The 21,475-nt window shown below is 63.7% G+C and carries 15 protein-coding genes and 1 tRNA gene; 5 read left to right on the top strand and 11 right to left on the bottom strand.

Going from position 1 to position 21,475, the window contains the following annotated elements; all coding sequences use genetic code 11:
* Genes DOD19_RS03890 through DOD19_RS03880 form a run of 3 tightly spaced genes read left to right on the top strand, consistent with a single transcriptional unit; the run spans position 1 to position 6,345 of the window.
* The gene (locus tag DOD19_RS03890; protein WP_112184089.1) at positions 1-1,704 is read left to right on the top strand and encodes an AMP-binding protein; all 1,704 of its coding nucleotides are present in this window, start codon (positions 1-3) and stop codon (positions 1,702-1,704) included.
* Positions 1,705-1,718: 14 nt separating this feature from the next.
* Positions 1,719-5,042, top strand: coding sequence for a carboxyl transferase domain-containing protein (locus tag DOD19_RS03885; protein ID WP_112184087.1), 3,324 nt, complete (start codon positions 1,719-1,721; stop codon positions 5,040-5,042).
* Between the two features lie 25 nt (positions 5,043-5,067).
* Positions 5,068-6,345, top strand: a complete 1,278-nt coding sequence (locus tag DOD19_RS03880) for a branched-chain amino acid ABC transporter substrate-binding protein (protein ID WP_112184085.1) — start codon at positions 5,068-5,070, stop codon at positions 6,343-6,345.
* A 15-nt stretch (positions 6,346-6,360) separates the two neighbouring features.
* Here the strand turns inward: DOD19_RS03880 and DOD19_RS03875 are convergent, their stop codons facing one another.
* The 7 genes from DOD19_RS03875 to rpoD form a co-directional block, all read right to left on the bottom strand.
* A complete protein-coding gene (locus DOD19_RS03875; protein WP_112184083.1) occupies positions 6,361-7,374 on the bottom strand; it encodes an MBL fold metallo-hydrolase in 1,014 nt (337 codons plus the stop codon).
* A 211-nt stretch (positions 7,375-7,585) separates the two neighbouring features.
* Positions 7,586-8,077 carry a hypothetical protein gene (locus tag DOD19_RS03870; RefSeq protein ID WP_024975166.1) on the bottom strand — a complete coding sequence of 164 codons (492 nt, stop codon included), beginning with the start codon at positions 8,075-8,077 and terminating at the stop codon, positions 7,586-7,588.
* A 112-nt stretch (positions 8,078-8,189) separates the two neighbouring features.
* Entirely contained in the window at positions 8,190-9,014 is an 825-nt protein-coding gene (locus tag DOD19_RS03865) for an OmpW family outer membrane protein (RefSeq protein ID WP_024975165.1), read from the bottom strand.
* Positions 9,015-9,088: 74 nt separating this feature from the next.
* Positions 9,089-10,348 carry a DUF2957 domain-containing protein gene (locus DOD19_RS03860; RefSeq protein WP_024975164.1) on the bottom strand — a complete coding sequence of 420 codons (1,260 nt, stop codon included), beginning with the start codon at positions 10,346-10,348 and terminating at the stop codon, positions 9,089-9,091.
* Positions 10,349-10,438: 90 nt separating this feature from the next.
* Complete coding sequence (locus tag DOD19_RS03855) at positions 10,439-12,034, bottom strand: DUF2957 domain-containing protein (protein ID WP_112184081.1); 1,596 nt, start codon at positions 12,032-12,034, stop codon at positions 10,439-10,441.
* A 740-nt stretch (positions 12,035-12,774) separates the two neighbouring features.
* Positions 12,775-12,862 (bottom strand) — tRNA-Ile (locus DOD19_RS03850).
* Positions 12,863-12,970: 108 nt separating this feature from the next.
* Positions 12,971-15,295, bottom strand: a complete 2,325-nt coding sequence (gene rpoD / locus DOD19_RS03845; protein ID WP_239497955.1) for an RNA polymerase sigma factor RpoD — start codon at positions 15,293-15,295, stop codon at positions 12,971-12,973.
* Here rpoD and DOD19_RS27830 point away from each other — a divergent pair.
* Entirely contained in the window at positions 15,288-15,668 is a 381-nt protein-coding gene (locus DOD19_RS27830) for a hypothetical protein (protein ID WP_235193144.1), read from the top strand. The two genes, rpoD and DOD19_RS27830, sit on opposite strands and share 8 nt — an antisense overlap.
* Positions 15,669-15,776: 108 nt before the next feature.
* Here the strand turns inward: DOD19_RS27830 and dnaG are convergent, their stop codons facing one another.
* From dnaG to DOD19_RS03830, 3 genes are all read right to left on the bottom strand, one after another.
* On the bottom strand, positions 15,777-17,588 hold the full coding sequence (gene dnaG / locus DOD19_RS03840; RefSeq protein WP_112184077.1) for a DNA primase: 1,812 nt from the start codon (positions 17,586-17,588) through the stop codon (positions 15,777-15,779).
* A 40-nt stretch (positions 17,589-17,628) separates the two neighbouring features.
* Complete coding sequence (locus DOD19_RS03835) at positions 17,629-18,078, bottom strand: GatB/YqeY domain-containing protein (protein ID WP_024975160.1); 450 nt, start codon at positions 18,076-18,078, stop codon at positions 17,629-17,631.
* A 132-nt stretch (positions 18,079-18,210) separates the two neighbouring features.
* The gene (locus DOD19_RS03830) at positions 18,211-19,434 is read right to left on the bottom strand and encodes an NAD(P)/FAD-dependent oxidoreductase (protein ID WP_112184075.1); all 1,224 of its coding nucleotides are present in this window, start codon (positions 19,432-19,434) and stop codon (positions 18,211-18,213) included.
* 95 nt (positions 19,435-19,529) lie between these two features.
* On the opposite strand from DOD19_RS03830, the gene tsaD reads away from it, so the two are divergent.
* The gene (gene tsaD / locus DOD19_RS03825; protein WP_112184073.1) at positions 19,530-20,573 is read left to right on the top strand and encodes a tRNA (adenosine(37)-N6)-threonylcarbamoyltransferase complex transferase subunit TsaD; all 1,044 of its coding nucleotides are present in this window, start codon (positions 19,530-19,532) and stop codon (positions 20,571-20,573) included.
* A gap of 46 nt (positions 20,574-20,619) precedes the next feature.
* On the opposite strand, the gene folE2 is transcribed toward tsaD, so the two are convergent.
* Positions 20,620-21,426, bottom strand: a complete 807-nt coding sequence (folE2, locus tag DOD19_RS03820; RefSeq protein WP_024975157.1) for a GTP cyclohydrolase FolE2 — start codon at positions 21,424-21,426, stop codon at positions 20,620-20,622.
* Positions 21,427-21,475: the final 49 nt, after the last annotated feature.

Raw genomic sequence — 21,475 nt, 5'->3', positions numbered from 1 at the left:
ATGGACGAGTCCGAGTATCTCGGCCGCGTTCGCGCGCTCTGGGCGCGCGCATGGCCGGTCGATACCCCCCGCGAGCCGCATTACCCGATCGGGCGCGCTGCCCTCACAGACTATCTGCGGCACTGGGCGCGCACCACGCCAGACAAGCCGGCCATCCACTTTTACGGGCACGACACGACGTTCGCCCAGCTTGACGATCTCTCCGACCGCTTCGCCGCGCTGCTCACGCAACACGGCATTGGCGCGGGCGACCGCGTTGCGGTGTTCCTGTCCAACTGCCCGCAATTCAATGCGGTGTTCTTCGGCATTCTCAAGCTGGGCGCCGTGTATGTGCCGATCAGCCCTCTGTCCCAACGCGCAGAGTTGATGCATGCGCTGAGCGACGCCACACCGCGGGCCATCGTCACGCTGGATCGCCTTATGCCGCTGGTGCGTGACGTGCGCGCCGAAACATCGATCGAGCACGTCTTCGTCACCCGTTACGCAGACGTGCTCCCCGCACAGCCGACGCTGCCGCTCCCGGCAATGCTGACCGAGCCGCCGCTGGCCTGCGGCGATGCAATCGACTTGTTGCCCGCATTGGCTCAGACCACGCCGATCCCTCTTCCGCCTGGTTCGCTTGATGCGGTTGCTGCGCTCAACTACACCGGCGGCACGACGGGGCTGCCTAAGGGCTGCATCCACACGCAGGGCGACATGGTGGACATGGCTGCCGCGTTCTCGGCCGTATCGCTGCGCGCGGATGCCGACACCGTCATGCTCAGCTTCTATCCGCAGTTCTGGATTGCCGGCGAAAACACCGGCCTGATCTTCCCAGCCTTCCTTGGCGTGCCGCTTGTGCTGCTCGCTCGCTGGGATGCGGAGGCCTTCATGGCTGGCGTGCAGCGCTACTGCGTGACCAACGGCTCGATGCTTGTCGACAGCGCGGCCGAGGTGATGGCGCATCCTCGTGTGCATGCGTACGACTTACGTTCGCTGCGGCATACGGGCGTGTCGTCGTTCGTGAAAAAGCTGAACCCCGAGTACCGCCGTGCATGGCGCGAACTGACCGGCTCGATGATGGCCGAGAGCGCCTGGGGCATGACAGAAACGCAGACCTGCAACAGCTTCACGGTCGGCATGCAGGACGACGATTTCGACCTGCGATCGCAACCGATTTTCGTCGGGTTGCCGGTGCCGGGCACCGATTTCAAGATCTGCGATTTCGACACGCACGAACTGATGCCGATCGGCGCCGAAGGCGAACTCTGCGTGCGCACACCGACGCTGCTCAAAGGCTACTGGAACAAGCCCGACGCCACGGCGCAAACCCTGCGCAACGGCTGGTTCCACACCGGCGACATCGGCTGCATCGACGAACAGGGTTACGTCCACTATCTCGGCCGCCGCAAGGAGATGCTCAAGGTCAACGGCATGAGCGTCTTCCCGGCGGAGATCGAAGCCATGCTCGGCAAGCATCCGGCCATCCTCGGTTCTGCCGTCGTGGGCCGCGCCGACGAACAACGCGGCCAGCTTCCCGTCGCCTTCGTGATGCTGCGGCCCGAGGCCGTCGGCACATTGGATGACGCCGCCCTTACCAGTTGGTGTCGCGAGAACATGGCTATCTACAAGGTGCCCGTCGTGCGCATCGTCGACACGCTGCCGCTCACGGCAACCGGCAAGGTGCGCAAGCAGGATCTCGCACCACTCGCTGAACAGCTCTAACCCACGCCTGCTCCATGACGTTTCGCAAACTGCTGATCGCCAATCGCGGCGAGATCGCCATCCGCATTGCCCGCGCGGCCGCCACGATGGGCTTGCCCTCGGTCGCCGTCTATTCCGAAGACGATTGCGACGCGCTGCACCCACTACGCGCCGATGAAGCCGTGCCCTTGCCTGGCACCGGCCCGCGCGCCTATCTCGACGGTGCAGCCATCCTCGCGGCTGCACGCGCCGTCGGCGCCGATGCCGTTCATCCCGGCTATGGCTTCCTGAGCGAGAACGCCGCCTTCGCCCGCCAGTGCGCACAGGCAGGAGTGCAGTTCATCGGACCGTCACCGCGCGTGCTCGACCTCTTCGGCGACAAGGCACGTGCGCGGGCGCTTGCGCACGAGGCCGGCATTCCCATCGTCAGCGGGACGCAAGGCGCGACCGCGCTTGAAGATGCGCGCGCCTTCTTCGCCGCGCTGCCGCCCTCGCACGGCATGATGATCAAGGCCGTGGCCGGCGGCGGCGGACGCGGTATGCGCGCGGTGCACGATGCGCAGGCGATTGCCGACGCGTATGCGCGTTGCGTCTCTGAAGCCACCACCGCCGGTGGCGGCCAACCGGGCAGCGGAGACGTCTATGTGGAAGCGCTGGTGCCTGCGCCGCGCCATATCGAAATCCAGATCGTTTCAGACACACATGGCCACGTGATGCATCTCGGCGAGCGTGAATGCAGCCTGCAGCGCCGTCACCAGAAACTGATCGAGATCGCGCCCAGCCCCGCGTTGGACGACGCCCTGCGCACGCGCATCGCTGACGCTGCCGTCACACTCGCCAAAGCGGCGGGCTACAGCGGCATCGGCACGTTCGAGTTCCTCGTGGAAGGCGCGGGCACGCCGCACGCCACGTTCTACTTCATGGAAGCCAACCCGCGCGTGCAAGTCGAGCACACCGTCACGGAAATGGTGACGGGCGTTGACTTGGTGATGACGCAACTGGCCCTGGCGCAAGGTGCCTCGCTCACCGACCTGGGGCTTGCTCGGCCAATCGCACCGCGCGGCCATGCCGTGCAAGTGCGCATCAATGCCGAGACCATCGATGCATCCGGACAACCGCATCCATCCACCGGCACGCTCACCGCATTCGAACCACCCAACGGCCCCGGCGTGCGCGTCGACACCTGCGGTTATGCGGGCTACCGTCCGAACCCGCGCTTTGATTCGCTGCTGGCCAAATTGATCGTCCACGCGCCGCACGGCACGTATGCGCAGACGCTGGCACAGACGTACCGCGCGCTGTGTGAGTTCCGCATCGAAGGACTGGCCACCAACAAGCGGCTGCTGCAAGACCTGCTGCACAATGCCGACGTGCAAGCCAACGCCGTGCACACGCAGTTCCTCGATGCGAAGCTCGCCGAGCTGGCCGCTGGCAATGGCGAAGCCCATCCCGCGCTGCACGCCACGTCGATCGCAGCCACTGACGTCACGCCTGCAACAGCATTCGTCGACGAGCTTCCTGACGACGCTGAAGTCCTCACCGCGCCAATGGATGGCGCGCTCATTCAGATCCACGCAGAAGCCGGTGCCACGGTCGTACGCGGCGAGGTGCTCGCTGTGATTGAAGCGATGAAGATGGAGCACGTCGTCATCGCGCCCGCGGCCGGACGCGTGCTGCAGGTCTGCGCTCAGTCAGGCGCAACGGTGCGCGAGGGCCAGCCGCTGGCCGTGCTGCAGCCCAGCGACGCGCAACACGACCACGCAACCGCCGACACCGAGATCGCCCTCGACCATATTCGCCCCGACCTGCAGGCCGTCATCGACCGCCATGCATTCGGCCTCGATGCAAACCGCCCGGAAGCCATTGCCCGCCGCCGCAAGACCGGCCAGCGCACCGCGCGCGAGAACATCGACCACCTGTGCGACGCTGGCTCATTCATCGAGTACGGCGCGCTGGCCATTGCGGCGCAACGCCAACGGCGCGCGCTCGATGACTTGATTCGCTCGACACCGGCTGACGGCATCATCACCGGCATTGGCACCGTCAACGGCACGCACTTCCCAGATCAGGATGCGCGCTGCATGGTGCTCGCGTACGACTACACCGTGCTGGCCGGCACGCAGGGCACCTTCAACCACAAGAAGACCGACCGCGCGCTGGAGTTGGCGCAGCAATGGAAGCTGCCCGTTGTGCTGTTCGCCGAAGGCGGCGGCGGCCGGCCGGGCGACACTGAAAAGCGCGGCGTCAGCGGCCTGGACTGCCCGACCTTCATTCACTTCGCGCGCCTCTCTGGGCTGGTGCCGACCGTTGGCATCGTGTCAGGCCGCTGCTTTGCGGGCAATGCCGCGCTGCTGGGCTGCGCTGACGTGATCATCGCCACACGCGACGCGACCATCGGTATGGGCGGCCCGGCCATGATTGAAGGCGGCGGCCTTGGCGTATACGCGCCCGAAGAGGTCGGCCCCGTGAGCGTGCAGGCGCCCAATGGCGTGATCGATGTCCTGGTCGACGACGAGACCGAAGCCGTGGATGTCGCGCGCCGCTATCTGAGCTATTTCCAGGGTCCGCTCACCAAGTGGGAAGCCGGCGACGTGCGCCACCTGCGCCACGCGATTCCCGAAAACCGCATGCGTAGCTATGACATGCGCGCCGTGATCGATGCGCTGGCCGATACAGGTTCCGTGCTGGAGCTGCGACAGGCCTTTGGCGTGGGCATCATCATCGCGCTGATCCGCATTGAAGGGCGCGCCTTCGGCTGCATCGCCAACAACCCGCGCCACCTGGGCGGCGCCATCGATGCGGCGGCCGCGGATAAGGCGTCACGCTTCATGCAGTTGTGCAACGCGTTCGATCTGCCCATCGTCTCGCTGTGCGACACACCGGGTTTCATGGTCGGGCCAGAAGCGGAGAAAACCGCCACCGTGCGCCACGTCAGCCGCATGTTCGTGACGGCGGGCAACTTGCGCGTGCCCTTCTTCACCGTCGTGCTGCGCAAAGGCTACGGCCTCGGGGCGATGGCCATGGCCGCGGGCGGTTTCCACGCGCCGTTCTTCACCGCATCGTGGCCGAGCGGCGAGTTTGGCGGCATGGGCATCGAAGGCGCCATCCGCCTGGGTTATCGCAAAGAGCTGGAAGCGGTGGAAGACCTTGCCGAGCGCGAGGCGCTGTTCCGCAAGATGGTCGATGCCGCCTACGAGGAAGGCCGCGCGCTCAACATCGCCAGCTATCTCGAGATCGACGCCGTGATCGACCCAGCCGATACGCGCCGCTGGTTGTTGCGGGGGCTGCAATCAACGCCGCCTGCGCAGCCGCGGCACGCGCGCGACCCAGCCACGCGCCGTTTCATCGACACGTGGTAGACGAGAACACACACAAGGAGGAGACATGCCCGCAGTGATTCGCTTTGCCCGTCCCTTGTCCGCATTGGCTTGTGCCGGAGCGTTGTTGTTCGCGCCGCTGGCGCACGCCGCAGACTCCGCGCCGATCAAGGTGGCGTTCATTGATCAGTTGAGCGGGCCGCTCTCGAATGTGGGCGAGCAGTTTCTGGCGAATCTGAAACTCGGCATCGACGACGCCAACGCACAACCGCAGGGCGTGCTAAACGGTGCCCGCTACGAGCTGTCGACCTATGACAATAAGCTGTCGGCACAAGACAGTCTGTCGGCCCTGCAAAGCGCCATCGATGCTGGGGCGAAGATCGTCTTCACCGGCGGCTCGGGCTCGTCCGTGGTGGCCGCCATGGTGGATGCGGCCACCAAGCACAACGAGCGCAATCCGACCAAGCGCGTGCTGATCATCAACTACGCGTCGATCGATCCCGACCTGACCGGCGCGCATTGCAGCTTCTGGCATTTCGCCACCGAGGCCAACACCGCGATGAAGATGCGCGCGCTGGCCAATTTTGTAAAAACGCAGCCCGATATCCGCAAGGTCTACTCGCTGAACCAGGACTACGCACACGGCCGGCTGTGGGCGTCATTGGGCAAGCAGATGATCTCGGCCGCGCGACCCGACGTGCAGTTCACCGGAGAGACGCTGCACCCGATTGGCAAGGTGAAGGACTTCGCACCTTACGTCTCGAAGGCCAAGGCGACGGGTGCTGACACGCTGCTCACCGGCAACTGGGGGCAAGACCTGAACCTGCTCATCAAGGCTGCGGGCGACATGAGCTACGACGTGCGCTATCTGAACCACAGCGGCGCAGGCGCCCCGGGCACCGTGCTGGCCGTGTCGCAGGCCAAGATCGGCAAGGTGACCTGGGTATCGGAATGGACGCCCGGCAATGGCAACGCGCAACTGATGCAGATGGATGCCCGCGTGCGCCAGACGCCCGCCGGCGAGCACTTCGCGCCGCGCGCCGTGTTGTCGGTCGAACTCGTGACGGACGCCATCCGCAAAGCCAATTCCACCGATCCACTGAAGATTGCGCTGGCACTGGAAGGCATGCAGAAACAGAGCTTCCTGGGCGACGTCACGATGCGCAAGGTCGACCACCAGTTGCTGCTGCCGCAAGTGGTATCGACAATCGCACCGGTAGACGGAAAGACCGTCAAGGTCGGCTACGACGGCACCCAATGGGGTCACAAGACCGAGAGCACGACCCCGGCCAAAGACCTGGATCTGCCGACCACTTGCAAGATGAAGCGACCGGCAGGCGCTTGACGGACCAATCGGGGATCAATCAGCGCGGTCCGTGCGCAGCGGGCCGTACTCGATCGGCACCCAGGCGAAGGCGTTGCCGTCGCGGCGCACATGCCCCAGGCCCGGGAACGGCAGATGTGCGCCGGCCACCCAGAGCTTGTCCCGCGCGGCTTCCACAAACAGCTTGCGTCGCGAGGCAACGGCGGCCTTCTTGTCGACGTCGTATTCGAACGCGACCTCGGGGTGCTGGAACTGCACCGCGTGGCTGTGCACGATATCGCCCCACACCAGCAGGCTGTGTCCCTTCGATGCAAACAGGTAACCGCTGTGCCCCGGCGTATGCCCGTTGGCGACCACCGAGCGCACGCCCGGCACCACCTCGTCGCCCGGCTTGAATTGCTTGAGCTTGCCCGTGGCCGCATACGGCGCGACCGAGTCGCGCGCCATTTTGAAGAACGGCTGCATGTCACTCGGTTTGGAAGCGGCAATCGTTTCGCTCAACCAAAAACCGGCTTCTGGCGCGGCCACATACACCTGCGCATTCGGAAAGGCCGGTTGGCCTTGCGGCGTCAACAGGCCGCATGCGTGGTCCGGATGCAGGTGCGTCAGCAGCACGGCGTCAATCTGCTCGGGCTGGTAACCGGACGCACGAACGTTGCCAGCCAGGCCGCCCATCGTCGGGCCAAAGCAGGTGCCCGAACCCGTATCGACGAGGATGCGCTTGGCTCCAGTGTCGATCAGGAAGCCGTTCACCGCTGTCTGCATGCCCGGCGTGTTCGATACGAACATCCGCGCCAGCAGGCTCTGCACCGATTGCGCATTCAGGCCAAGCAAAGTTTTGGCGGGCAGATCGGTGTAGCCGTCGTAGAGGGCAGTCACAACGTCGTCGCCCAGCGCCATGCGGTAGTAGCCGGGCACCTGGGTGCGTTGTTGCGTAGCGGCGGTGCTGACCGCTGGGGCAGCTGCAGCTGATGCTGCGGTTTGGGCGTGGGCAAATCCGACGGACACCGCCATCGCAGCGGCCACGGCGGCAGAGGTGAGCAAACGCATGTTTTGGCTCCTGGGAAAGACCGCTGCCCCGGTGCAGCGGCGAAAGCCGGATCATGCCACCGCCCAGCACATTACGTTGCCGCCATTGGCGACAGGGGTATTGCTCAGACAGAAAAGCGGCCCGCGGAAAGAAACAAGGCCCGACATGCCGGGCCCATGCTTCAGACCAATCGACGGCGGCTGCGCAACCGCCCGTCAATCGGGAACGTGCTTACTGCACGTGGAACTTCGGCGTCGATACCACCGTGCCGCTCACCGTGCAGTCCGGCGTGAGCAGTGCATTGGTGAACGTGAGCGACGAGTTCGGATCGTTCCAAGTGGTCACGACCTTGCTCGGGCCACAGTTACCCAGCAGGAACACGCTGACCCCTGCGTTGTTGATCGACAGCTGGGTGGCGCTGTCGGCCTGGCCGGTCCACGGGGTCGTTCCCGAGATGAGGCCGCACGTCCCGCCGCCGGTAAACGATGTGGACGTGATGTTGACGATGCCCGTAGGCGTGATCGTCCCCGTGAAGGTCGCCGTGCAATTGGCGCTGATGGAGCCCTTGGACAACGTGGTCGCACCGGTGACCGAGAACGGCTCGCCGTTCGGGTTCATGGCTTGACCATCGACACGCGAAACGGTGACGGCAAGTGCGGGTGTGGCTGCTACGGTGGCAAGTGCGAGTGCAACTGCAAGAGATACGACTTTACGTGTGCTCATTTATTGCCTCACTAGAACTGACGGTAGAAACCGCCTTAAGAATGCGGCGCAAACCGGTTCCCGCTCGATTCACGCCGCGCCAATTAGCCAGGCGCAGACAGCCGACACCCAGCTAAAACTTGTACGACACCCCGACGAACGTGATGATCGGATTGGCCTTGAGCGTGGTCTTGGTGGTAGCCAGCGTGGTACCGTCCGCCGCCTTGATGACGGTTGCCGCCTCGGTCTTGAGCGGCAGGTACGACACCGTTGCCGTCAAGGCCCATTGCTTGTTGATCGCGTAGCTCGCCCCGAGGTTGAAGATCGGCGCCCACGAGGCGGACGATTTCCCTTCGACATAGGTCGGCCCCGGCTTACCCGCCCCCGCTGCCAGCACGCTGCCCAGCTCGCGATTCACCGCCGCCGCAAAGTACGGATTCAGCTCGATGTTGGTGAAGAAGCTGTAGACCACGCCCACACCCACGAACGGACGGAACGTCGATTGCGCATGCCCGAAGTACCACTGCAGGATGACCCCGGGGCTCCATTGGCGCGCCTTGCGCACAGCCGGCTGATTGGACGGATCGTCCAGATCAACGTGTCCGAGTGCACCTGCGGGCCCGGGCGCGCGGATCACGCCATGCCCAGTCAACTTGAACTCGGGTGGCACGCCGGCAATCGTGGTCAGCGCAATGTTGTCGGTAAAGAAGTGCGTGAGCGTCAGGCCGAGCGTGTTGGCGTTGCTCACGCGCAGCCCGCTGTTGGGCGACGTAAAGCTGCCCGGCAAGCGCAGCGGATCATTGATCGGCGCATTGATCACGCTGGTGGTCAGGTTGTTGCTCGAGTCCTGCGGCATGATGTGGAACCAGCCCACCGTCGCCACGTTGTCACCGGCCTGCTGCGCCATGGCACCTGCGGATGCGCAGGCCGCCACCAATGCGACAGTCAGTTGTTTCATGATGCTTCCTCCTGTTGTTCTGAGCGGAGCGCGGTTGTCTGTGCCGCGCCCCGTGGCGTGTTATTCCGGAAACGTCACTGCACGAAGGCGCCCACCGTGAAGTACGGGTTCTTCGTATCGCTCATGTCCAGGAAGCCGAAGGTCTTGCCGGTGAAGATCAGCTTGCCCGTGGGGGCCGAGCCAGCCGGGGCGCTGGTCTGCGTGGTGCGGATCACACCCGGGACGGTCTGCGTGAAGTCGAGGTTCAGCGGTCGCGCCAGCGCTGCCTGCGACGCATTGAACGGATCGAGCATCGTGGCCTGCGCACCCACCAGCGCCGTGGCGCGGTAGTTGAACGTGCTGTCCACACCCGTGTATTCGCCGTCTTGCGAGCCCTGCGCGATGTTGCCGACCGGCGCCATCATCGAAATGCCGGACTCGTCATCCGCGACCGGGGGGCCAGCCGTCAGATCGGAGTTGGCCGCGCCCACGCGAATGAAGATCGGCACAAGCTGGCCATACAGCTTGCCCACGATCATCACGCCCTTGCCCGCCTTGGACGGATCCAGCGACGACACCGTTGCCGGCACCTGCGGCTGATAGTTCAGCGTGGTGAAGGCCGGCGCATCGCTGCGCAGCGTCAGCTTCTGGTTGACTGTTGCGCTTGACGTCAGGCAGGCCCCGCCGTTCTTCACGCCCAGGTTGTCGCACTCGGTGTAGGTGCCGTCCGCGTTGATGGTGAAACGCGCATCGACCGCCTGCTGCGAGAAGTTCTGCGACGGCACCTGGTGGTAGCCGAGCTGGTTGTAGTTGCCCGCAATCTTGTTCAGATCGGTCTCGGTGTTCGAGAAGCTGATGAACGGGTAGTACGGGAACGTGGTCTGCGGAATCTTGCCCACGCCAACAATGCCGTCGAACTGGATCGTCGCCCCTGGAATCGTGCCGCCCAGCACGCCCTGACCGAGGAAAAACCGCGCAGGCCGGCTCGGATCAAGGCTTGCGTTATTCAGGCGGAATGCGCACTGGTTCAGCTTCTCGGTCGGCAGCGCCGTTTCCTGCGTGAGCGTGCCGGTCTGCACATTGTTAGGGGCCGTATCGCGCGTGGGCGCAACGGTGCCCGTCTTGACCGGAATCGGCGAGGCCAGATACGTGATCTGGTACGTCATCTTCGTTGTGTCGAGCTGCACCTTCACCAGTTCACCCGAGCCCGACCCACCGGTGAACACGGTGTTGAAGTCGATGGCCTGCGGACACAGGCGCTGGATCACCGGAGCCGGCGAGTCATCTCCGCCACCTCCGCAAGCTGTCACCATCGGCGCGCACGCGAGCACGACCAACCATTTACGCCATTGCATTTGCGTCTCCTCCATGTTGTTGTTCAGCCGCGGCAGCGCTGCGTGCACAGGTCACGCACGCCGCCGCATGTGGTTTCGTTGTTGCGCGCTTCACTGGACGAATGCGCCGACCGTGAAGAACGGGTTGTACTTGTTGTTGTTCATGAGCATCGCGTACACGTTGCCCACCTTGACCGCCACGCCGGTGTCGCCCGCCTTGAACAGCGCAACATTGCCGCTGGCGCCTTGCGCGTTGAAGTCGTTCTGCGCGGTCACGATCAACTTGCCCGGGGCGCTTTGCGTGTAGTCCAGGCCGAACTGCGCCGTCACACGCGAGGTGAGCGGGTTGATGAAGGCCGCGGTGCCGTTCTGGAACAGCGTGGAGGTGTAGTTGGCGGCCAGCGTCGATACGCCCGTGCCGTCGCTGCAGTTGCCGGCATTGGCGTGGAAGAAGCCACCGCTAAAGGAGCCCGACAGTTCCGGGTGATCGATCGTCGCGTTCAAGCCGTTGCCACTGGCAGGCGCGCCGCTCGGACCGTTGTTGGTGACCACGCCGCAAGCCGAGCCGCTGGTCGCCCCAACATAGCCACCCTTGAGCGCGTTGGCCGGGATCGCCGTCGCCGGTGACAGGATCGAGATACCGATCTGGTCGTCCGCCACCGAAGCCAGCAAGTTCGTCGCATCGCTATGCGAGTAGCCGACACGGATCACCACCGGCACCACTTGCCCGTTGAGCTTGCCGGCGATGAGGATGCCCTTGGCCTGGCTTGGCGCCAGCAGCACCAGCGGCGAGACCTGTCCGACATACGGATACGGCACGCTGCTGCTGGTCGGGTTGCTGACGAACACATTGTCCTGCGAGCCATCGGTGTTCTGACGCAGCGTCCAGGGCGTACCCGTCGTGTGGCACGAATAGTCGATGCCTTCCGCGGTACACGTGCCGTCGGCATTCAACGTTTGCGTCCAGTTGACAGCGTCAGGCTGCCAGCCTTGCGGTGCCGAGGTCTGGCTGCCCGATCCTGTGGGCGTGACGTGCACGCCGACCTGGTTGTAGCGTCCCGCGACCTGCGAGAAATCCGTCACCGTCTCGGAGAAGCCCAGGAAAGGATAGAAATCGAACGTGCGCGACGGTACTGCGCCAATCACGACGCCCGGAATCGGCTGGATGCCAGCAAATTGGATCGTCGCTCCCGGAATGCCGCCCCCCACGATGCCCTGGCCGACAAACAGCATCGGCGGGTCCTGCGGATTGACGGTGATGGCGTAGCTACTGTCCGCCGTCTTGCCAGACTGCAGCACGAAAGCGCAGCGGTTCTGCTCGGGGGTCGGCAAGTTGGTCGGATGAACGAACGTGCCATCGATGGTCAACCCCTTGCGGGTCGTGTTGACCTGGCCCGCCGAAGTCGGCACAGACGACTCCAGGAACTGCATCTGGTACGTGTTCTTACTCGTGTCGAACTTGACCTTGATGTACTCGCCGCTGCCCGAGCCGCCGGTATACGTGGTCGTATAGTCCAGCGCGGCCGGGCACAGACTGGTCGGCGTGCTGGGCGTGGTGTTCGCTCCGCTAGGCGGGCAAGAGCTGCCCGAACACTGTGCAACATCCGACGAGCCGGGGTCATCCGCCCCACCGCACCCGCCGATAAACGGCATGGCCACTATGCAACTGGTTGCCATGACAACAAAAAGATGACGTCGACTACCCATGGTTGTCTCCTCACGTTTTGGAACTTGTTGTGTTTTGGGCCGGCGAATGTGTGCAACAGCCGGTCAATACCCCCGCCTGCCGGCAAACGACAGCCGACAGCGCACGACCTGCCCCGTCGGCAGATCGACCTGCAAACTACAAAAACGACGGACGAGCTTTGGCCGCGTTACCCGATGGTTTGCCGGGTATCACGCAGATCGGCTGGGTGCCGATCCCAAGAACAATCGAGGTAATGCTGCTAGCGTGGACGAGCCTCGCCACCGCTGCTGCAGTGACGACGATGGCGATGACGCGCGGGGGCACGCGCAGAAGCGGAATGTCGGAAGGGCCCGTTTTGAATGCGTAACATCCTGTGTCTCCGAAGGATACGCTACTGGCTATTTACTTATCGTTATGGCCGAAACTATGGTCTGCCCAGGGTATGAAGTAAATAGAGATTTCATTCAAAACAGCGGCTGCAATCCCCCGCGCAAGCAGGCGCGGCGCGGTTTGACAGCTTTTCAAACGAGGGAATGAAACCGTTTCGTTTGAAGCGTTTTAAACTCCCCCCTCCGGTCGGGGGGAATGCCAACGCAATGCGGTGTTATTCAATTATTTCGAAATGAATATATTTCGCCAAGACTCACTGGGGTAGCAAAATACGATCCCGCGACAATAACGCAAGCAAGGCGAGAGAAAGCCGCCAGATAAAATCGGCATGCAAACGCGGATGAAGGGAAAAAGGCGGGAGAGGAAAAGATGGTGGGCCGGGTGGGATTCGAACCCACGGTGTCCTTTCGGAGGCGGATTATGAGTCCGCTGCCTGCAACCAGCACGGCGTCCGGCCCTGTGAAACGGGAAAAAAAGAGACCCGGCGCTTAGGCCGGGCCTGATGCGGGATTTTACCTGAAAGTGGGCGCGAGCCCACTCGGAAAATCGCCTGCTTCGCTACAGAATCAGCTGCCCTCGAGGAAGCTCTTCAGCTTGTCGGAACGGCTCGGATGGCGCAGCTTGCGCAGTGCCTTCGCCTCGATCTGACGGATACGCTCGCGGGTCACGTCGAACTGCTTGCCGACTTCTTCCAGCGTGTGGTCGGTGCTCATTTCGATACCGAAGCGCATGCGCAGCACCTTGGCTTCGCGCGGCGTCAGCGAATCGAGCACGTCCTTCACCACGCCGCGCATGGAGCCATGCAGCGCCGCTTCGGCCGGGGCGAGCGTGTTCGTGTCCTCGATGAAATCGCCCAGATGGGAGTCGTCGTCGTCACCGATCGGCGTTTCCATGGAGATCGGCTCCTTCGCGATCTTCATGATCTTGCGGATCTTGTCTTCCGGCATCTCCATCTTCTCGGCCAGCGTTGCCGGATCCGGCTCGTTGCCGGTTTCCTGCAGGATCTGACGCGAGATGCGGTTCATCTTGTTGATCGTCTCGATCATGTGCACCGGAATACGGATGGTGCGTGCCTGGTCGGCGATCGAACGCGTGATGGCCTGACGGATCCACCACGTGGCGTACGTCGAGAACTTGTAGCCGCGACGGTATTCGAACTTGTCCACTGCCTTCATCAGGCCGATGTTGCCTTCCTGGATCAGGTCGAGGAACTGCAGACCGCGGTTCGTGTACTTCTTGGCGATCGAGATCACCAGACGCAGGTTGGCCTCGGTCATTTCACGCTTGGCCTCACGGGCGCGGCGCTCGCCTTCCGACATCTTGCGGTTGACGTCCTTCAGTTCGGTCAGCGGCAGCACCACGCGCGCCTGCAGGTCGATCAACTTTTGCTGCAGTTCGTGCACGGCCGGCACATTACGCTCGACGATGGTGCTGTACGGCTTACCGTCAGCCACCACGGTCTCGATCCACTTCAGGTTGGTCTCGTTGCCCGGGAAGCGCGCAACGAAATCGCCGCGCGGCATGCCACACTTGTCGACCACGATGTTCAGGATGGCGCGCTCGAGCTTGCGCACTTCGTCCACCTGGCCGCGCAGCGTGTCGCACAGGCGCTCGACGTTGCGTGCCGTGAAGCGGATCGTCATCAGCTCGGCCTGGATGGCTTCCTGTGCCTTCACGTAAGGCTTGGACTTGTAGCCTTCCTTCTCGAAAGCACGACGCATCTTGTCGAACTGCTCGCCGATCACACCAAACTTGACCAGCGCGGCCTGCTTGAGCTCTTCGAGTTGACGGGCCGAGGCTGCGGCAGCGCCAGCACCTTCATCGTCCTCGACTTCCTCTTCGTCGCCCTCTTCTGCGGCTTCCTCTTCTTCGAATTCCTCTTCTTCCTCAGCAGCAGCGGCTGCATCGGCTTCAGCGTTCGGGTCGATCAAGCCATCGATGTACTCGTCGATCTTGGCTTCGTCGTTGGCAACGCGCTCGCCCATGGCGAGGATTTCGGAGATGGTCACCGGGCACGCCGAGATCGCCATGACCATGTCCTTCAGGCCGGCTTCGATGCGCTTGGCGATCACAATTTCGCCTTCGCGCGTCAGCAGCTCGACCGTGCCCATTTCGCGCATGTACATGCGCACCGGGTCGGTCGTGCGGCCGAATTCGGAGTCAACCGTCGACAGCGCGGCTTCAGCTTCTTCTTCAGCCTCTTCTTCCGTGGTCACGGAAGGTGCGTTGTCGTTCAGGAGCAGCGTTTCAGCGTCCGGCGCCTGCTCATACACGGCAACGCCGATGTCGTTGAGCGTGGCAACCAACGTTTCCAGCGACTCCACGTCGACCATGTCGTCGGGGAGGTGGTCGTTGATTTCAGCGTAGGTCAGGTAGCCGCGCGATTTGCCCAGCTTGATCAGCGCCTTGAGCTTCTGGCGGCGGGCCTCGAGCTCTTCTTCCGAACCGCCTTGCTGCGAGGCAGCGAATTCCTTGAGCAGGGCTTTTTCCTTGGCCTTGCGGTCACGGGCCTTCAGCTTTTCGGTTTTCGGTGCCGGAGCGGCGGGGGTGTCAAATTCTTCAGTCACGTCCGTGCTGCTGTCGTCGTCTGCCTGCGTCTCTGCCTTGGGCTTGCGGCCGCGCTTCTTGGGCTCGGCTGCTGCCTCGGCGCGGGGCGCAGGAGGAGTTGTGGGGGTGGCCTCTGCCTGGGCGGTGCGCTTGGTGTCTTCCGCGGTTGCCTTAGCTGGCTTGGCTGCGGTGCTGGTACGAGCGGTACCCGTCTTGGTTGCGCTTGCGCTGGCAGTGGTCTGCTTGCTCTCGACTTCGGTAACTTTCGATTTCGCCACGGTGGTTGTCTTGCCCTTGAGTGCGACGGAAGCGGCTGTGCCGCCAGGTCTGGCGCTCGTGCTCATCGACGTCGAGACCTTGCCTGAGGTTGAAGATTGGATCGCGCCCTTTGTGCGCGCTGTCGGTTTGACAGTCTTGGCTGCGACGGCGATATCGGCGGTCTGGCGCGGCTGGGTTTTCCCCGTCTCTGCCGGCGCAGTGGCCTTCACCCCTGTCGATGCTGCCTGCCCCATATGGGTCCGACCATTCGCGACTTTCGCCGTTCCCGCTGGTGTCTTTCCTCCTCCGGAGCCGCGCGCCGATGAGGATCGCTTGGCAGAAACAGAAGCAGGACTGGCCTTGGAACCGGCCTTCGCGGAGGTCTTCACCTTCACCATGGGCACGCTCACTCCCCCAAAAATGGGAAAAAGGACTTGCAATCCAAACCGGCTATTCTAGCACGCCAGACCAAGCCGGTCTAAACGAAAATCGGGTTTTCGCCTGAAAAATCAAGGGGCTACCCGCAATTGCCCGCCCCGCTTGGAGCTTGGCTCTGCGGCTTATGCGCTACACGAGCTGCCGACGGCGGCTGATTTCGCCCACCAACCAGCGCATGCGCTCCTTGTCTTCGTCGCCAGCATGGCCGGCTTCCATCTTGCGCTGTAACAGCTCCAGCTCGCGCTTAAGTGGCTCGGCGAGCATCTTTTGTACGGCGGTATCAAATTCAGAAATAGCCGGCTCCAGTTCGATGTCGTCCTGAAGCACGGCGGTACGCAGCCCGGCAAAGGCTTCGGCATAGGGAGTCTGGCCCAGACGCTCGACAAAGGCCCCAAAGTGCACCTCTGGACCCACGGCATCGCATTCGGCCAGCAACCCTGCCAAGATCTCACTTTGGGGCAATTGGGGCGCAGTCAACTGGGTGCGGGCATCGGTGTCGAGCCGTGCCGCCAGCGCGGGATAGCGCATCAGCAAGCGCAGCACCTTCTGCTCCAGCGCGGTGGGTGCAGTGCGCGCCACGCGGGGCCGCTTCTGCGTCATGCGTCCCGCTTGGGCCGGGTCGCTGCGAAGGCCACACAGCGCTTCGATGTCGGCAGGCGTGGTACCGGTCATGTCGGCCAGGCCGCGCACGATCTGCAGGCGCAGGCCGCCGGCGGGCATGGCACTCAGCAGCGGCTTGGCTTCGTATTGCGCGCGGGCACGTCCCTCGGGTTGACGGAGGTCGAGATCCTCGGTCACGGCCTGCAGCAGAAAGCGCGACAGCGGCATGGCGTTGTGCACTTCACGGGCAAAGGCTTCGGTGCCCTCTTCGCGCACGAAACTGTCCGGATCGTGCTCGGAGGGCAAAAAGAGGAACTTGATGGTCTTGTTGTCGGTGGCGTGCGGCAGGCAGGCTTCGAGCGCACGGCGTGCAGCCCGGCGCCCCGCACTGTCCCCGTCAAACGAAAAGATGACGGTATCGACCTGCCGCAGCAGCTTCTGCACGTGGATCGGTGTACAGGCCGTGCCCAGCGTCGCCACCGCATTGGCAAACCCGAGCTGCGCCAGCGCGACGACGTCCATATAGCCCTCCACGACCAGCACATAGTCGAACTCGCGGATGGCGTTGCGCGCCTCGAACAGGCCGTACAGCTCGGTTCCCTTGCTGAACAGCGGCGTTTCGGGGGAGTTGAGATATTTCGGCTCGCCCTGCCCTAGTACCCGGCCACCGAAGCCGATCACCACGCCCTTGGTATTGCGGATGGGGAACATGATGCGATCGCGAAAGCGGTCGTACCGGCGGTGCGAGCCATCGGCGCTGGTCTTTTCGCTTTCGATGACGAGCCCGGCTTCGATGAGCGGTGCTGCGGTGGCGTCTTCGCGATACGGACCGAACACGGCTTCGAGCGATTGCCAATCGTCGGGCGCATAGCCGAGGCCGAAGTGCGCAGCAATCTCGCCGGTCAGGCCGCGGCCTTTGAGGTATTGGATGGCGTTGGGTGCGCTGCGCAATTGCTTGCGGTAGTGCTCGCAGGCGCGGGCCATGACGTCACCCAGCGCGACGGTCTTGGCTTGCTGCTCGGCGCGGGCGGCGGGCGGCAAGCCACCGCGCTCTTCAGGTACCACCATGCCGACGGACTGCGCGAGGTCCTTGATGGCCTCGACGTACGACTGCCCAGAAAACTCCATCAGGAAACCGATGGCCGAGCCGTGCGCGCCGCAGCCGAAGCAGTGATAGAACTGCTTGGTGGGCGACACCGAGAACGACGGCGACTTCTCGTTATGGAAGGGGCACAACCCCATGAAGTTGGCGCCGCCCTTCTTCAACTGCACGTAACGGCCCACCACGTCGACGATATCGACGCGGTTGAGCAGGTCGTCAATGAACGGCTGCGGGATCACGCGGGGTGCGCCCCTTGGATGCTGCGAATGTGGAGGGGATTCAGGCGCCGGCCAGGGCGGCCTTCACGCGTGCCGAGACTTGCGTCATGTCGGCGCGGCCGGCCAGGGCCGGCTTCAGGATGCCCATCACCTTGCCCATGTCTTGCGGGCCAGTTGCACCAGCCTTGGCCACGGCGTCACGCACCGCGGCGTCAACTTCGGCTTCCGACAGTTGCGCGGGCATATAGACCTGCAGCACGGCCACCTCCGCCGTTTCCTTGGCGACGAGATCGTCACGCCCGGCTTGCTCGAATGCGGTGATGGAATCCTTGCGCTGCTTGAGCATCTTGTCGATCACAGCCAGCACGGCGGCGTCATCCAGTTCGATGCGTTCGTCCACCTCGCGCTGCTTGATGGCAGCCTGCAACAGACGGATCGTGCCCAGACGATCTGTTTCCTTGGCGCGCATGGCGGCCTTCATGTCTTCCGTGATCTGTGCCTTGAGGGACAACTGCGACATTCCGAACTCCGATAAACGGCAAAACCCGCTCGGACGGCTGGTCCAGCGGGTTGCAAACTTTGAAAAATGGATCACTGATCGTAGCACAGAACCCAAACAGTTCCAGGACCGATCCGTGGGGGATCAGCGGGCGGAGGCTGCCTCCCCCGCCGCCACGGCCGAGGCCCACGCCCACTGGAAGTTATAGCCGCCAAGCCAGCCCGTCACGTCGACCACCTCGCCGATGAAGTACAGGCCGGGTACGGATTGCGCCTCCATGGTGGCGGAGGACAGCGCCCGCGTATCGACCCCACCGCGCGTCACTTCGGCCTTGCGATAGCCCTCACTGCCGGAAGGCGTCAGCTCCCAGCGGTTGAGCGCGCCGCCCAGCACGCGCAGCACCTTGTCCGGCAACTCGGCAATCGGCGCCTGCGGGTTGGCTCCGTGCGTGGCGCACCACGCCTGCGCGACGCGTTCCGGCAAGCGCTGCGCCAGCACCGTCCCGAGCTGCTTGCGTGAGCCCAACTTCTCATCGCACAGCCATTGCGCGGCGTCAGCGTCCGGCAGCAGATCGATGACAAGCGGCTGACCTGCATTCCAGAAGCTGGAGATCTGCAGCACGGCTGGGCCGGACAACCCGCGATGGGTAAGCAGCAAGTCTTCGCGGAACGTCGTGGCGCTGCCCTTGCGACCGCCCTTGCCCGCAGGCTGCGCAACGGACACGTCCACCTCCATCGACACACCGGACAACACCGAGAACGGCGCCCAATGCTCGGCATTGAAGGTGAGCGGCACCAGCGCCGGATGCGTCTCCACGATCTTCAACCCAAACTGCCGTGCAATGCGATACCCAAAATCCGTCGCGCCGATCTTGGGGATGGACAGGCCGCCCGTGGCGATCACCACCTTATTGGCGACGATCTCGCCCGCGCTGGTCGACAGGCGATAGGCCTCGCCGTCCTTGCCGATTTCAGCGATGGAGCAACCGGTTCGCCAGGTCACATTGCCCCGCTCGCATTCCGTTTCGAGCATACGGATGATGTCTTCGGCGCTGTCGTCGCAGAAGAGCTGGCCCTTGTGCTTCTCGTGATACGGGATGCGGTAGCTGGAAACGAGGCTGATGAAGTCCTGGGCCGTATACCGCGCCAGCGCCGAGCGGCTGAAATGCGGGTTGTTCGACAGGTAGTTGGCCGGCCCTGCGTTGACGTTCGTGAAGTTGCAGCGCCCACCGCCGGAGATGCGAATCTTTTCGGCCAGTTTCGTCGCGTGATCGATCAGCACAACGCGGGCGCCGCGCTGCCCGGCCACCGCCGCGCACATCATTCCGGCCGCGCCCGCGCCGATCACCGCTACATCGCACCGCATCATGATGGCTGCGCCGCCCTATTCTTGAAGAAACCGCGCATTTTAACTTGTGCTATCTTCGGCGGCCTTCCCATTGCAATTCCTCACTCCCGCTTGCCATGCTGGTCCTCGGCATCGAATCCTCCTGTGACGAAACCGGCGTCGCCCTGTACGACACGGCGGCTGGCCTGCGCGCGCATGCGCTGTATTCGCAGATCGCCATGCACCGCGAATATGGCGGTGTGGTGCCCGAGCTGGCCTCGCGCGATCACATCCGCCGCGTGATTCCGCTGCTGGAAGAGGTGCTCGGCAAGGCCGGCGCCACGCGCGCGGACATTGACGCCATTGCCTATACAAAAGGCCCGGGGCTGGCCGGCGCGCTGCTGGTGGGCGCCTCGGTGGCGAATGCGCTGGCGTTTGCGCTCAGCAAACCGCTGGTGGGCGTACATCACCTGGAGGGGCATCTGCTTTCGCCCCTGCTGGAGGCAGACCGGCCTGAGTTTCCGTTCCTGGCGCTGCTCGTCTCGGGCGGGCATACGCAGCTGATGCGCGTTGATGCCGTCGGCCAGTACACGCTGCTTGGAGAGACGCTCGACGACGCCGCGGGCGAAGCCTTCGACAAGACCGCCAAGCTGCTCGGCCTCGGCTATCCGGGCGGCCCGGCCGTGTCGCGCCTGGCCGAATTCGGCAACCCGGGCGTATTTGACCTGCCTCGGCCGATGCTCCATTCGGGCAACTTCGATTTCTCGTTCGCGGGCCTCAAGACCGCGGTGCTCACGCAAGTGCGCAAGCTCAACCTGACCGACAGCGAGACCTGCTACCAGCCGCGCGCCGACCTTGCCCGCGCGTTTGTCGACGCCATCGTCGAAGTGCTCGTCAAGAAGACGCTGCGCGCGGCACGCGAACATGGCCTCAAGCGCATTGTCGTGGCGGGTGGCGTGGGCGCCAACCGCCAGTTGCGCGATGGCCTGAACGCCGAGGGCAAAAAGCGCGGCCTGCGCGTCTATTACCCCGACCTGCAGTTCTGCACCGACAACGGCGCGATGATCGCTTTTGCCGGCGCAATGCGGCTGCAGGCTGACCCCACCCAGGTGCAGGACGGCTACGGCTACGGCGTTACACCACGCTGGGACCTCGAAGACATCCGTATCCAGCAAGCATGAAAAAAGCCGCTCGGTGGAGCGGCTTTTTCTTTGGACGCAGCGTCGATCACTTATCGGTGCGCTTGTCGCGCTCGATCAGCGCATAGGCGCTGTGGTTGTGGATCGACTCGAAATTCTCGGCTTCCAGCGTGTAGGCGACGATGCGGTCGTCCTGGTTCAGGCGCATGGCGATATCGCGCACAAGGTCTTCCACGAACTTGGGGTTTTCGTATGCACGCTCGGTCACGAACTTCTCGTCCGGGCGCTTGAGCAGGCCCCACAGTTCGCACGATGCTTCTTCTTCGGCCATGCGAATGAGCGATTCGACCGGCGTATCGGCGGCCAGCTCGGCGTCGATCGTGATGTGCGAGCGCTGGTTGTGCGCGCCGTACTGCGAGATCTTCTTCGAGCACGGGCACAGACTCGTCACGGGCACCAGCGCCTTGACGCGGACCTTGGTGTGGCCGTCGCGCACTTCGCCAATCATCGTCACTTCATAGTCCATCAGCGACTGCACGCCCGACACCGGGGCGGTCTTGCTGACGAAATACGGGAAGTGGACTTCGATGCGGCCGGCGTCGGCTTCGAGCTTCTCCAGCATCTTTTCCAGCAGCAACTGGAACTGCGCCAGATTCAGCGGCTCGCGCTCTTCTTCGAGCAGCGCGACGAAGCGCGACATGTGCGTGCCCTTCTGGTCGGCCGGAAGATGCACATCGAGGTTGTACGTGCCGACGGTGTTCTGCACGCCCGAGGGGGTCTGCAGCGACATCGGGTAACGCACGCCGCGCACGCCAACGCGCTGAATGGGGATCTGGCGGGTATCGTGGCTGGACTGCACGTCCGGCATCGCGAAAGCTGGGTTCATATCGTTCATGATCGGTTTCCTTTACGGTCGCCCGGCCATCGCAGTCGGCCGGCACGCA

Source organism: Ralstonia sp. GX3-BWBA, from assembly GCF_003290055.1.
Taxonomy (GTDB): Bacteria; Pseudomonadota; Gammaproteobacteria; order Burkholderiales; family Burkholderiaceae; genus Ralstonia; species Ralstonia holmesii.
Note: the sequence above shows the minus strand (reverse complement) of the source record. Positions and strands in the feature narration are given on the sequence as shown.

Bases quoted from the DNA above. Each gene is read 5' to 3' on its own strand.
- DOD19_RS03890 (WP_112184089.1), top strand. From the start codon at position 1: ATGGACGAGTCCGAGTATCTCGGCCGCGTTCGCGCGCTCTGGGCGCGC.
- DOD19_RS03885 (WP_112184087.1), top strand. From the start codon at position 1,719: ATGACGTTTCGCAAACTGCTGATCGCCAATCGCGGCGAGATCGCCATC.
- DOD19_RS03880 (WP_112184085.1), top strand. From the start codon at position 5,068: ATGCCCGCAGTGATTCGCTTTGCCCGTCCCTTGTCCGCATTGGCTTGT.
- DOD19_RS03875 (WP_112184083.1), bottom strand. From the start codon at position 7,374: ATGCGTTTGCTCACCTCTGCCGCCGTGGCCGCTGCGATGGCGGTGTCC.
- DOD19_RS03870 (WP_024975166.1), bottom strand. From the start codon at position 8,077: ATGAGCACACGTAAAGTCGTATCTCTTGCAGTTGCACTCGCACTTGCC.
- DOD19_RS03865 (WP_024975165.1), bottom strand. From the start codon at position 9,014: ATGAAACAACTGACTGTCGCATTGGTGGCGGCCTGCGCATCCGCAGGT.
- DOD19_RS03860 (WP_024975164.1), bottom strand. From the start codon at position 10,348: ATGCAATGGCGTAAATGGTTGGTCGTGCTCGCGTGCGCGCCGATGGTG.
- DOD19_RS03855 (WP_112184081.1), bottom strand. From the start codon at position 12,034: ATGGGTAGTCGACGTCATCTTTTTGTTGTCATGGCAACCAGTTGCATA.
- rpoD (WP_239497955.1), bottom strand. From the start codon at position 15,295: ATGAGCACGAGCGCCAGACCTGGCGGCACAGCCGCTTCCGTCGCACTC.
- DOD19_RS03830 (WP_112184075.1), bottom strand. From the start codon at position 19,434: ATGATGCGGTGCGATGTAGCGGTGATCGGCGCGGGCGCGGCCGGAATG.
- tsaD (WP_112184073.1), top strand. From the start codon at position 19,530: ATGCTGGTCCTCGGCATCGAATCCTCCTGTGACGAAACCGGCGTCGCC.
- folE2 (WP_024975157.1), bottom strand. From the start codon at position 21,426: ATGAACGATATGAACCCAGCTTTCGCGATGCCGGACGTGCAGTCCAGC.